The following is an 11,727-nucleotide window of genomic DNA, read 5'->3' as shown; positions in this document are numbered from 1 at the left end:
GCCTACGTGGCTCCCGTCTTCCTGGGCCGTGGCAGGCAGGCGATGACCGACATCGGGATCACCACGATGGCCGACGCCCTGCGCCTGCACCCCAGCGACATCACGGTGCTCGGCGAGGACGTGCGCATCACGGCCGCCCTGAGGGGCCGGCCCGACACCGACAGCGAGGAGCGCTGATGTTCACCGGCATCGTCGAGGAGCTGGGCGAGGTCGCCGCCATCGAGGGCGGGGAGGACTCCGCCCGGCTGACGGTCCGTGGCCCCCTCGTCACGGGTGACGCGACCCGGGGTGCGTCCATCGCGGTCAACGGAGTCTGCCTGACGGTGGTCAGCCACGGCGACGGGGAGTTCACCGTCGACGTGATGGCCGAGACCCTGCGCCGCTCGAGCCTCGGCGCGCTCCGGCCCGGTGCCCGCGTCAACCTCGAGCGCGCGATGGCCTCCGGGGGCCGCTTCGGCGGGCACGTCGTGCAGGGCCATGTCGACGGCACCGCGCAGGTCCTCGACCGGACGCCCGGCGACCGCTGGGAGCTCGTGCGGTTCAGCCTGCCGGAGGACCTGTCGCGCTATGTCGTCGAGAAGGGCTCCATCACCGTCGACGGCGTCAGCCTGACCGTGGCCGCCGTCGACGACTCCAGCTTCACCGTCTCCCTCATCCCCACCACGCTGGACCTGACCACTCTGGGGCACAAGGGCGTCGGTGACCCCGTCAACCTCGAGGTCGACGTCCTGGCCAAGTACGTCGAGCGCCTGCTCACCACCACCACGACCACGCACCCCGCGAAGGACCCCGCATGAACGTGCTCCAGTGGCTCTACGAGGCCCACCTCACGATCGCCGGCCACGAGATCGCGTGGCGCGAGATCGTCGGCAACGGTTTCGGCTTCGCCTCCGCCATCGGCGGCCTGCGGCGTCGCGTGTGGGCCTGGCCGGTGGGCATCGTCGGCAACGTCCTGCTCTTCACCGTGTTCATCGCGGCCACCTTCGACGCGCAGGCCCAGCAGCCGCTGTTCGGGCAGGCCGGTCGCCAGGTGTTCTTCATCATCACCAGCCTGTACGGCTGGTGGCGCTGGAGCGAGCACAAGAAGGCGCACGGCGACGCGGCCGGCCACGCGATCACGCCGCGCTGGGCAACGGCCCGCGAGCGCGCGGCATACCTGCTCGTCGCGGTGGCGGGGGTGCTGGTCCTGCAGGCGGTGTTCGCCGAGATCGGCGCCGTGTGGCCGGCGCCCCGGTGGTACTACTGGTGCGACGCCTGGATCTTCGTCGGGTCGATGCTCGCGACCTACATGATGGCGCGCGGGTGGAACGAGTTCTGGCTCGCCTGGATCGCCGTCGACCTCGTCGGCGTCCCGTTGCTGTGGCACTCCGGGTACTACCCGACCGCGATCCTGTTCGTGGTGTACGGCGGGCTGGTGGTCTACGGCTTCTTCGTCTGGGTGCGGGCCTCGCGGGTCGAGCGTCGGCCCGACCACGAGCTCGAGGCGGCGAGGGCGTGAGCCGCCTGGCGACGGTCGAGGAGGCGCTGGCCGCGCTGCGTGCCGGCCGGCCCGTGCTCGTGACGGACGACGCGAACCGCGAGAACGAGGGCGACGTCGTCCTCGCGGGGGAGTCGCTGAGCGAGGAGTGGATGGCCTGGGCCGTCCGGCACTCCTCCGGGTACGTCTGCGCTCCGGTGCCGGAGGCCACCGCCGACCGGCTCGGCCTGCCCCTCATGGTGGCCGACAACCGCGACCCGCTGCGCACCGCCTACACGGTCACCGTCGACGCGGCGGACGGCGTCACGACGGGCATCTCCGCCGCGGACCGTGCCCACACCGTGCGCACCCTCGCCGACCCGGCCGCGACGCCGGACAGCCTCATCCGGCCCGGGCACGTGGTGCCGCTGCGGGCCAAGGACGGCGGCGTGCTGGTGCGCCCCGGCCACACCGAGGCCGCGGTCGACCTGTGCCGCCTGGCCGGCCTGGCCCCGGTCGCCGCGATCGCCGAGCTCGTCAACGACGACGGCACGATGATGCGGTTGCCAGAGGTGCTCGAGACCGGGGCCGAGCACGACCTGCCGGTGCTCACGATCGCCTCGCTCGTGGCCTGGCGCCAGCGTCACGACCGTGTCGAGCGGCTCGCCGAGACCAGCCTGCCGACCGAGCACGGCACCTTCGCCGTGACCGGGTACCGCGACCTCGTCACCGGCGACGAGCACCTCGCACTCGTCAGCCCCCGCGGCATGGGCGGGCGGGCGCCGCTGGCACGCCTCCACTCGGAGTGCCTCACCGGAGACGTCCTCGGCTCGCAGCGCTGCGACTGCGGCCCCCAGCTGCACCGTGCCCTCGAGCGGGTCGCGGCGGAGGGCGGCGTCGTCGTCTACCTCCGCGGCCACGAGGGCCGGGGCGTGGGACTGCTGGCCAAGCTGGCTGCCTACGAGCTGCAGGACCAGGGCTTCGACACGGTCGACGCCCAGGTCGAGCTCGGGCTGCCCATCGACGCCCGTGAGTATGCCGCCGGCGCGGCGATCCTCACCGACCTCGGCATCGAGGCGGTGCGCCTGCTGACGAACAACCCGATGAAGGTCGACGCCCTGCGCGGGCACGGGGTCGAGGTGGCGGCGGTCGAACGGATCAGCATCGCCCCGCTCGCCACCAACGAGGCGTACCTGCGGACCAAGCGCGACCGCCTGGGCCACAGCCTCATGCTCGGCGCGACCGACTCCGGGGCCAGCGCGTGAGCGGCGAGGGGGCGCCGGTCGTCACCGCCGACGGAGCCGGCCTGCGCGTCGCCGTCGTCGCGGCCTCGTGGCACACGCAGGTCATGGACGGCCTCATCGCCGGGGCGCAGCGGGCGCTGGCCGAGTCCGGCGTCGAGAGTGCCCCGCTGGTGCGCGTGCCGGGCACGGTGGAGCTGAGCGTCGCCTGCGCGCGCCTCGCACCGGCATACGACGCACTGGTGGCGTTGGGCGTCGTGATCCGTGGCGGGACACCGCATTTCGAGTACGTCTGCTCAGGCGTGACCCACGGCCTGACGGACGTGAGCACCCGCACCGGGGTGCCGATCGGCTTCGGCGTGCTCACGTGCGACGACGACGCGCAGGCCCTCGACCGCGCCGGGCTGGCTGGCTCGTCGGAGGACAAGGGCCACGAGGCCGCGATGGCGGCGGTCGCCACCGCCGTGACCCTGCGGGAGCACGCGCCCCGTACCCTTGTCCCGTGAAGACGTTCGATGACCTGTACGCCGAGCTGACGGAGAAGGTGGCCACCCGACCCGATGGGTCCGGCACCGTCGCTGCCGTGGACGCCGGTGTCCATGCCATCGGGAAGAAGATCGTCGAGGAGGCGGCCGAGGTCTGGATGGCTGCGGAGCACGAGGGCAAGGACCGCGCCGCCGAGGAGATCAGCCAGCTGCTCTACCACCTGCAGGTCCTCATGAAGGCCTGCGACATCACGCTCGACGACGTCTACGCCCACCTGTAGACCCACCCACAGGAACCCCCACATGCTGCGAATTGCCGTGCCCAACAAGGGCTCCCTGGCCGAGTCGTCCGCCGAGATGCTGCGCGAGGCCGGCTACCGCGTCCGCCGCGACTCCAAGGAGCTCGTCCTCGTCGACCAGGACAACGAGGTCGAGTTCTTCTACCTGCGACCGCGCGACATCGCCGTCTACGTCGGCTCCGGCACCATCGACTGCGGGATCACCGGCCGCGACCTGCTCCTCGACTCGGGGAGCGCGGCGATCGAGGTCATGCCTCTCGGCTTCGGCGCGTCGACGTTCCGGTATGCCGCGAGGCCGGGACAGTGCTCGTCCGTCGCCGAGATCGTGGGCCACCGGGTGGCGACGAGCTACGCCGGCCTCGTGGAGAAGCACCTCGCCGACCAGGGCATCTCGGCCCAGGTCGTGCGCCTCGACGGGGCGGTCGAGACCGCGATCACCCTGGGCGTGGCCGATGTCATCGCCGACGTCGTGGAGACGGGGGCCACCCTGCGCAGCCAGGGGCTCGAGGTGTTCGGGGAGCCCATCCTGCGCAGCGAGGCCGTCCTCATCCGGCGCGAGGGCAGCCACGAGACCGCCGCCGTCGACGTGCTGCGCCGCCGGCTCACTGGCGTCATCACCGCCCGCCACTACGTCATGCTCGACTACGACGTACCGGCGTCGCTGGTCGACGAGGCCTGTGCGATCACTCCCGGGCTGGAGTCACCGACGGTCTCGCCGCTGCAGAACAAGGACTGGTTCGCCGTGCGCGCCATGGTCCCGCGCCACGGCACCAACGCGATCATGGACCAGCTCTACGACCTGGGGGCCCGCGCCATCCTCGTCACCGACATCGCGGCCTGCCGGCTCTGACGTGTCGACAGCGCACCCTGGCCGGGACGGCCAGGCAGCCTTCGCCACCTTCCGGCCCCGCCGCGGCCGCGCCGTCTCGGCGGTGTTCGCGGTGCTGTCCGTCCTGCTGTTCGGAGTCATCGCGGTGCTCCTGCCGGGCCTGGGCGCCGGGGGGCAGTGGCGTGTCGGGGACCGGCTGTTCTTCGCCGGCGTCGGCCTGTCGATCGCGGCCCTGCTGTGGCGCTACGCGACGATCCGGGCCACGCCCACGCGGGACACCCTGACGATCCGCAACCTGTTCACCACCCGCACGGTGTCGTGGCAGAGCGTGGTCGACCTGAGGTTCGGCGGTGGCGACCCGTGGGTGACGATCGAGCTCGACGACACCGACACGGTGGCTGTCATGGCCGTGCAGAAGGCGGATGGCGCGTTCGGGCGCGCCGAGGCCAGCCGGCTCGCGGCGCTGATCCAGGCGCTGGGGCCCTCGGCGACGAGCCCCGACGTCCAGCCCGACTGAGAGGGCGGCCGGGTGGCTCAGGCGACGCGGCGCAAGCCGGGCCGCAGCCGCCAGGCGAGGGCGATCTGGAGCAGCATCAGCAGGGCGAGCGACATCCACACCGCCGTGAAGCCACCGGTGGCGTCGCGCAGGGCCCCCATGGTGGTCGGGCCGAGCGAGGCGATCGAGTAGCTGACGAAGAACGCCATCCCGGCCAGTCGGCCGCTGCCGGACGGGGTCGCGCTGTAGTCGACGATCAGTACCAGCGCGAGCGCGAACGCGGCTCCCTGGCCGAGCCCGAGGACGACCGCCCAGAGCCACGGCGCCGCCGTGGGGCCCAGCCAGAGGCCGAGCTGCCCCACGAGCCCGCACAGGGCGGCCAGCAGCAGGAGCCGCCGGTGGTCGTGGACGCGGTCGCTCAGGGCAGGTCCCAGCAGGCCGGAGACCAGCTGGGCGAAGGAGAAGACCGACAGCAGGTAGCCGGCGTGCGTGGGGTCCCAGCCCTCGGCGACGAAGGTCGGGGCCAGCCAGGCGAGTGACGAGTAGAACTGCCACGACTGGGTGGCGAGGTACGCGGCGACCAGCCAGGCGGTGGCGTGCCGCCAGGGGAGGCGGTGCTCGAGGTCATGACGCGCAGCCGTCGCCGCGCGGTGGCGCTCGGCGCCGCGGGCGACGGGGAACCACGCGGTCAGGCCGACGACGCCCAGCAGCGCCCATGAGGCGAGAGAGCCCTGCCAGCTGCCCAGCCAGCCCATGAGCGGCACCGACAGCGCGGACGAGGCCGTGGCACCGCCCATCATCGCGAACATGTACAGGCCGGTGACCAGCCCGGAGCGCTGCGGCGGGAACAGCTCCTTGACCAGCCCGGGGAGCAGGGTCCCGCCCACGGCGATGCCGACCCCGGCGGCGAACGTACCGGCATACAGCGGCCACACCAGGTCGCCGAAGTAGCGCAGGCCGGTGCCGACGGCGAGACACGCTGCGGCGATCTCCACGGCCCCCGGGGCCCCGATCCTGGCGGCGACCTTCTGTGCCGCCGGCGCGAAGACGCCCATGCACAGGACGGGGAGGGTGGTGAGGGCCCCCATGGCGGCGCTCGACAGCCCGAGGTCTGCGGCGATGGTCTCCACGAGTGGCGGCACGCTCGCCATCACGGTGCGGAGGTTCGCAGCGACCGCCACGAGGCCGAGGGTCATCACCCACAGCGGAGGCAGGTGGCGGTGCGCTGAGGTCACCCGCGTCAGTCTTCCTCAGCCTCGGGCGAGTCGGCGTCCGGGGGCCCCGTGAGGTCGTCGGCGCCCATCGGCTCCGGCATGTACTCGCGCGCCTCCTCGTAGGGCAGGCCGGTGAGCATGAGCAGGTCGACGACCATCGAGCGGATCTGGGCGCGCAGCACCTCGCTGGACAGCCCGGCGGCCGGGTCGATGACGGCGCTGACCTCGGCGACCGCCGACAGCCCGCGACGTGAGGCGGTGGGCAGGCGCCGCTCCCGCAGCTCGGCGGCGATCTCCTCGGTCACCTCGGCGAGGCTGGCGAGCAGGGCCACGTATGCCGCGGGCACCGGCTCCCCGCGCCACGTCGCCACCGCCGCCCGGCGGACCAGCACCCGCAGGTTGCGGATCGCCCGGTCGAGCGGCTCGAGGAGGTCGGCGATCACCTGGACCGAGGGCAGGTGGCGCCGGCGGATGGGGGAGAGCCGCACGACCGCCATCCCCTCGTCGGAGGCACTGCGCAGCTCGCTCAGCATGGACTCGGAGGCACGGGCCCGCGCGAGCGTGCGGGAGGCGAGGTCGGAGTCGCCCTCGCGCAGGGCGGTGACGGTGTCCGACAGCAGCTCCGAGAGCTCGTGCACGACCTGCGCGGCCTGCTGCCGCGGGCGCCGGACGGGGGCCACCGGTGCGACCAGCGTGAGCACCAGGGCGAGGCTGCCTCCGATCAGCGCGTCGACCCAGCGGGAGAAGGCCTGCCCCGGCTGTGCCACGAGCGTGGTGACGATGACTGCCTGGAGCCCCGCCTGGGTGATGAGGAGCATGCCCGCCCCCAGCAGGGTGGCCATGCTCATGGCGATGACGGCCACCAGCACGATCTGCCACACCCCGGAGCCGAAGTAGTGGATGAACACGTCCCCGACGAGGACACCGACCGCGACGCCCAGCATGACGTCGGCGACCCGGCGCAGCCGTTGGCCGTAGGACATGCCGAGGCAGATCATGGCTGTCACGGGCGCGAAGAACGGCTGGTAGTGGTGGAGCAGGTCGTTGGCGATCCACCACGCCGCGCCGGCACCGAGCCCGCACTGCAGGATGAAGAACGCGCGCTGGCGCAGCCGATGGAGGCGGCGGAGTGCCTCCGCGCGTGAGCGCCGTGCGGCCCTGGGCGCGAGTGCCGAGCCGCTGGTGAGGGGGCGGTCCACGGGGCTGCTGCTCAGCCGTTCTGCTCGTAGGCGGCCTCGAGGAGCGGCTCGAGCGAGCGGAGGTCGTCCTCATCGGCATCGGCGGGAAGGTGCAGCCAGTGGCTGGCCTGGGCGAAGCCGCGGGCGGGGGAGAGCCGCTCGTCGTCCGGCACCTCACCGCGGAAGCGGAAGCCCACCCGGACGGTGTCGCGCGGGCCGGGTGCGACGGCGACGAACTGGGTCCTGCGGATCACCGGGATGTACGTGCCACGGCCCTCGTGCCGGGTGTCCTCTCCCAGGCCTTCGGCCAGGGCGATGATCGCGTCGTGCACGGGGCGCAGGTGTGCCTTCGGCCCGGCATACAGGGCGTCGGTGTAGGCGTCCGGGTCGGGGCGCACCCACCCCGCGCTGCGGGCCGCGGCGTCGGCGATCGCCCACTGGGAGTTCTGCGGGACGCCGTGGACCTCCCTGAGCCAGCTCCGGACGGCCTTCTGGTCCAGCGGGTCGAGCCCGGCACGGTGCACCTCCTCGACCCACTCCTCGAGGCTGCGGCCCGTGCGCTCCTTCAGGGAGGCGGTCACGGCGGCCATCATGTCTGCCGGTTCCATGGGCCGATTATTGCCGGACTGCGCGCCGATCACCCGGGTCACCGGTCGCGCGTCCGCAGATCGGCGCGACGGGCTCAGAGGCGACCTGCTGCCGCGAGGACGGCCAGCACATCGGCGGTCACCCACTCGTTCACCCGCCGCGTGCCGGAGCCACCCCAGTCGACGTGGTCCCGGTGGTACCGCGCCGAGGCGTCTGTCGCGTAGTACCGGTCGTGGGCGGGCCAGCCGCCCTCGGGCAGCTCCATGCCCTGCAGGAGGTCGAGGGCGGTCTCGCAGCGTGGGTCACCCACCAGGCCGGCCTCGCCCAGGCCCTTGAGGCCCGCGAGGACGTCGTAGTGCCAGTACGGCGGGTAGTGCAGGCGGGCCCAGTTCCGGTCGATGAGGCGGCCGTCGGATCGCCCGAAGACCAGCCGCCGGCACAGGAGCACGTCGGCAGCCCGTGCCGCCGCGTCCCTCGCCGACGCGTCGTCGTGGGAACGCGCGTACGCCGCCAGCCCTCGCAAGGGGAGCAGCGTCTCGTGCACCGAGGAGGACGCTGCGTTCGGCCGGACGTCGCAGTTCCAGCCCCCGTCGGGCCACTGCCAGTGGACCAGCCGCTCCACCAGCTGGGCGCCCCTGCCGTCGTCGAGTCCGAGCCGCACGATCGACAGCAGCGCCGACCCCTGTTGTGACGCACAGCGGCGTGCCCTGCCCTGCAGCACCGGGACCGCCTGGTCCCGCTGCCGTGCAGAGGGGTGCTCCCGGAAGTACCTCGGGTGCAGCCAGGCCCCCAACACCTCGTCGCGGAGCGGGGCGAGGTCCGGGTCACCGGCGGGGTAGCCGAGGTCCGCCAGGGCGGCGAGCACCCAGTGCGCACCCACCCACTTCGCGTAGACCGACGGACGGGTCTCCTGGTGCCCGGAGAGCAGGAGGCGCACGCGCTCGCTGCGGCGCACCTGGCCCTGCAGGCGCCGGATCGCGAGGGACCCGGGGTCCTCCCCGAGAACGCGCACGCGCGCCTTCCAACGGACCGACGGCTCGTCGCTGGAGAGAAGGACACGCAGTGCCCGGGACCTCATTCCCCCGATTCTGGCAGCCCCGGTCGCCGACTCCCCCCGTCAGCAGTGCCTGGGCTCCCTCAGCAGTGCCTAGGCTGGGCGTGTGCCCGTGGACGTCCAGACCTCCATCGACATCAGGCGGCCGCGTGAGGTCGTCGCGTCGTTCGCGGCCGACCCCGACAACGCCACCGCCTGGTACGTCAACATCCGCACCGTCGAGTGGGTCACCCCGCCGCCGCTCGCGGTGGGATCCCAGATCGCCTTCGTGGCCCAGTTCCTCGGCCGCCGCATCGCCTACACCTACACGGTGCGTGAGCACGTCCCCGGTGTGCGCTTCGTCATGAGCACCCAGCAGGGGCCGTTCCCGATGGAGACGACGTACCAGTGGGAGGACGTCGCCGGAGGGACGCGCATGTCACTGCGCAACCGCGGCGTGCCCTCGGGGTTCTCCAAGGTGACCGGGCCCGCGATGGCCGCCGCCATCCGCCGGGCGAACACCAAGGACCTCGAGCGGCTCAAGTCGGTGCTCGAGGCCTGATCGGCCCGATCACCAGATCTGCGCTGGGGGCTACCGGGTCCGCTGCCTGTGCACGGTCTCGACGAAGCGCACGGCGTCGCCCGCCACCTGCTCAGGCTGCTCCCACAGCACGAGGTGGCCGGTCCGGGGGTACACGAGGAGCTCCCCTCCGTCGATCGCCGCGGTCAGGGCCTCCTCGTCCTCGCGCGAGAGCAGGTCGTCCCGTTCGCCCCAGATGACGAGTCCCGGGCCGCGCAGGCGAGTGTCCACCGCCGGGGGCCGGGCGGCCATGAGCCCCTTGAGCGTCTCTCTCCACACCACGGCCGGGGTCTCGAGGGCGTCGTGGAGGCGGGCCTCGAGGTACCACTCCGGCACGGAGGCGAACAGCGGGAACCAGGACAGCGACGCCCGCACCCACGCCGGGTCGAGGGGGTCGGTCAGCGCCTCGACCTCGTCGGCGAAGGCCGGCCTGCGGCGGAGGTCGCGTGGCGCCCCGACCAGCACGAGGCCCCGCACCCGTTCGGGGTGGGTGCGGCACACCTCCTGGGCGACGTAGCCGCCGCTCGACGACCCGAGCAGAACGGCGTCCGCCACGTTGAGGGCGTCGAGCAGGGCCACCACGTCGGCTGCGAAGTCGGCGAGCCGGAAGCCCCGCTCCGGCCTCGTGGCCCGCCCGTGCCCGCGCTGGTCGAACCCGATGACCTGCAGCCAGGGCGGCAGCCGGGGGACGAGCCGGTCGAAGACGCCCGCGGACTCGCACCAGGCGTGCACGAGGAGGAGCGCCGGGCCGGCGGGGTCCCCCTGTGACAGCACAGGAACCGTCACGCCTGTGGACAGTGGCGTGGGCTCGGGGCGGCCTATGTGGCCCACGTTGCGGATGCTAGCCGCGGCGACGTTGTCGCTGACAGATGCACAAGGACGAGATCGGGCGGGCCCCACCGTGGGCCGGACGGGCCGGCACCGGCGTCAGGGGGTCAGCCCGTCCGCCGTGGTGTCGAAGCGAAGGTGCGCGCGTTCGGCGGTCCGGTCCGCGGCATACAGCTCACGCTCCTGTGCCGCCCAGCGAGCCCAGAACGGCTCGTATGCCGCGTCGCGGGCCAGCCCGCGAGCGCGCCTCACCGCCGCCTCGGCGTCGACCCAGACCAGGGTCGACGCGGCCCGGCCGACCGGGAGCGCCCCCGAGCCGCAACCCTCGAGGACCACGACGTCCGATGCGGGGAGCTGCACCCACCCGGCGAACGCGCTCGCCGCCCAGTCCCATCGTCGGTACCTCGCCGGGCGCCCGGCACACAGGGGCCCGACCACCCACTTCTCGGCGAGCCCGACAGCGGCACGCAGGCCGTCCCAGCCGGGGTAGAGGTCGTCCATGTGGATGGTCGGCGCCGCCAGCTCGGCGGCGACGTCGCGTGCCAGTGTGGTCTTCCCCGCGCCGCTCGGGCCGTCGATGGCAACCAAACGCGTTGTCCCGCAACGTGGCTCGCTCGCATCCACGTGGGCCACCACCGCAGCGACCCGGTCCGCCCTCTGGTCGCCCGACATGGCCGTGAGCCTAGACGGTTAGGCTTCGCGGGTGAGCGTCGCCACCCGTGTCATCCCCTGCCTCGACGTCGACGCCGGCCGAGTCGTCAAGGGCGTGCGGTTCCAGAACCTCCGCGACGCCGGCGACCCCGTCGAGCTGGCCAAGGCCTATGACCGGCAGGGTGCCGACGAGCTCACCTTCCTCGATGTCACCGCCAGCAGTGGCAACCGCGAGACGACGTACGACGTGGTGCGCCGCACCGCCGAGCAGGTGTTCATCCCGCTGACGGTCGGCGGCGGCGTGCGCACGGTCGAGGACGTCGACCGCCTGCTGCGCGCCGGTGCCGACAAGGTCGGGGTCAACACGGCCGCCATCGCCCGGCCGGAGCTCATCGCCGAGATCGCCGCGCGGTTCGGCTCGCAGGTGCTGGTGCTGTCGGCCGACGTGCGCCGCCGGCGCGACGAGTCAGGCTCTGCCACGGGCGGTTTCGAGGTCACCACCCACGGCGGGCGCACGGGCACCGGCGTCGACGCGGTGGAGTGGTGCACCCGGACGGCCGGGCTGGGCGCGGGGGAGATCCTGCTGAACTCCATGGACGCCGACGGCACCAAGGACGGCTTCGACCTGGAGCTGATCCGCGAGGTCCGCCGCGAGGTGCAGATCCCGATCATCGCCAGTGGTGGTGCCGGGGCGGTCGAGCACTTTGCCCCTGCCGTGCACGCCGGCGCCGACGCCGTCCTCGCCGCCAGCGTCTTCCACTTCGGCGAGCTCACCATCGGTCAGGTCAAGGACGCCCTGCGGGCCGACGGCATCCCCGTGCGCTGAGACGCTCCCGGGCGCGCTCGCGC

General features: G+C 73.1%; 15 protein-coding genes. 9 read left to right on the top strand and 6 right to left on the bottom strand.

Features of this window, described 5'->3' with window-relative positions:
* Positions 1 to 176: 176 nt before the first annotated feature.
* The 7 genes from VIB11_RS04055 to VIB11_RS04025 are packed head-to-tail and all read left to right on the top strand — an operon-like array spanning position 177 to position 4,827.
* A complete protein-coding gene (locus tag VIB11_RS04055) occupies positions 177 to 797 on the top strand; it encodes a riboflavin synthase (RefSeq protein ID WP_332028607.1) in 621 nt (206 codons plus the stop codon).
* Positions 794 to 1,498, top strand: a complete 705-nt coding sequence (locus VIB11_RS04050; RefSeq protein ID WP_332028605.1) for a nicotinamide mononucleotide transporter family protein — start codon at positions 794 to 796, stop codon at positions 1,496 to 1,498. The genes VIB11_RS04055 and VIB11_RS04050 overlap by 4 nt, the downstream gene beginning before the upstream one ends.
* Positions 1,495 to 2,721, top strand: coding sequence for a bifunctional 3,4-dihydroxy-2-butanone-4-phosphate synthase/GTP cyclohydrolase II (locus VIB11_RS04045; protein WP_332028603.1), 1,227 nt, complete (start codon positions 1,495 to 1,497; stop codon positions 2,719 to 2,721). Before VIB11_RS04050 ends, VIB11_RS04045 begins: the two co-directional genes overlap by 4 nt.
* A complete protein-coding gene (gene ribH, locus VIB11_RS04040; RefSeq protein ID WP_332028601.1) occupies positions 2,718 to 3,203 on the top strand; it encodes a 6,7-dimethyl-8-ribityllumazine synthase in 486 nt (161 codons plus the stop codon). The genes VIB11_RS04045 and ribH overlap by 4 nt, the downstream gene beginning before the upstream one ends.
* Entirely contained in the window at positions 3,200 to 3,463 is a 264-nt protein-coding gene (locus tag VIB11_RS04035) for a phosphoribosyl-ATP diphosphatase (RefSeq protein ID WP_332028600.1), read from the top strand. The genes ribH and VIB11_RS04035 overlap by 4 nt, the downstream gene beginning before the upstream one ends.
* 22 nt (positions 3,464 to 3,485) lie before the next feature.
* Complete coding sequence (gene hisG, locus VIB11_RS04030) at positions 3,486 to 4,331, top strand: ATP phosphoribosyltransferase (protein ID WP_332028598.1); 846 nt, start codon at positions 3,486 to 3,488, stop codon at positions 4,329 to 4,331.
* A 1-nt stretch (position 4,332) separates the two neighbouring features.
* Positions 4,333 to 4,827: a PH domain-containing protein gene (locus VIB11_RS04025; RefSeq protein ID WP_332028596.1), complete on the top strand. Its 495-nt coding sequence runs from the start codon at positions 4,333 to 4,335 to the stop codon at positions 4,825 to 4,827.
* Between the two features lie 17 nt (positions 4,828 to 4,844).
* Here the strand turns inward: VIB11_RS04025 and VIB11_RS04020 are convergent, their stop codons facing one another.
* From VIB11_RS04020 to VIB11_RS04005, 4 genes are all read right to left on the bottom strand, one after another.
* Complete coding sequence (locus VIB11_RS04020) at positions 4,845 to 6,041, bottom strand: MFS transporter (RefSeq protein WP_332028594.1); 1,197 nt, start codon at positions 6,039 to 6,041, stop codon at positions 4,845 to 4,847.
* Positions 6,042 to 6,046: 5 nt separating this feature from the next.
* Positions 6,047 to 7,219, bottom strand: coding sequence for an FUSC family protein (locus VIB11_RS04015; RefSeq protein WP_332028592.1), 1,173 nt, complete (start codon positions 7,217 to 7,219; stop codon positions 6,047 to 6,049).
* Between the two features lie 11 nt (positions 7,220 to 7,230).
* Positions 7,231 to 7,806, bottom strand: a complete 576-nt coding sequence (locus VIB11_RS04010) for a DUF5655 domain-containing protein (protein WP_332028590.1) — start codon at positions 7,804 to 7,806, stop codon at positions 7,231 to 7,233.
* Positions 7,807 to 7,880: 74 nt separating this feature from the next.
* Positions 7,881 to 8,864: a hypothetical protein gene (locus VIB11_RS04005; RefSeq protein WP_332028588.1), complete on the bottom strand. Its 984-nt coding sequence runs from the start codon at positions 8,862 to 8,864 to the stop codon at positions 7,881 to 7,883.
* 82 nt (positions 8,865 to 8,946) lie between these two features.
* Here VIB11_RS04005 and VIB11_RS04000 point away from each other — a divergent pair, with 82 nt between their 5' ends.
* The gene (locus VIB11_RS04000; RefSeq protein ID WP_332028586.1) at positions 8,947 to 9,381 is read left to right on the top strand and encodes an SRPBCC family protein; all 435 of its coding nucleotides are present in this window, start codon (positions 8,947 to 8,949) and stop codon (positions 9,379 to 9,381) included.
* Positions 9,382 to 9,411: 30 nt separating this feature from the next.
* Here the strand turns inward: VIB11_RS04000 and VIB11_RS03995 are convergent, their stop codons facing one another.
* Together VIB11_RS03995 and VIB11_RS03990 are read right to left on the bottom strand one after the other, a co-directional pair.
* Complete coding sequence (locus VIB11_RS03995) at positions 9,412 to 10,185, bottom strand: alpha/beta hydrolase (RefSeq protein ID WP_332028584.1); 774 nt, start codon at positions 10,183 to 10,185, stop codon at positions 9,412 to 9,414.
* Positions 10,186 to 10,326: 141 nt separating this feature from the next.
* Complete coding sequence (locus VIB11_RS03990) at positions 10,327 to 10,815, bottom strand: hypothetical protein (protein WP_332028582.1); 489 nt, start codon at positions 10,813 to 10,815, stop codon at positions 10,327 to 10,329.
* A gap of 115 nt (positions 10,816 to 10,930) precedes the next feature.
* Here VIB11_RS03990 and hisF point away from each other — a divergent pair, with 115 nt between their 5' ends.
* On the top strand, positions 10,931 to 11,704 hold the full coding sequence (gene hisF / locus VIB11_RS03985) for an imidazole glycerol phosphate synthase subunit HisF (protein WP_332028580.1): 774 nt from the start codon (positions 10,931 to 10,933) through the stop codon (positions 11,702 to 11,704).
* Positions 11,705 to 11,727: the final 23 nt, after the last annotated feature.

The organism is Pedococcus sp., from assembly GCF_036554925.1.
GTDB lineage: Bacteria > Actinomycetota > Actinomycetes > Actinomycetales > Dermatophilaceae > Pedococcus_A.
The sequence above is the reverse complement of the archived record's forward strand: the minus strand, read 5'-3'. Positions and strand labels throughout refer to the sequence as shown.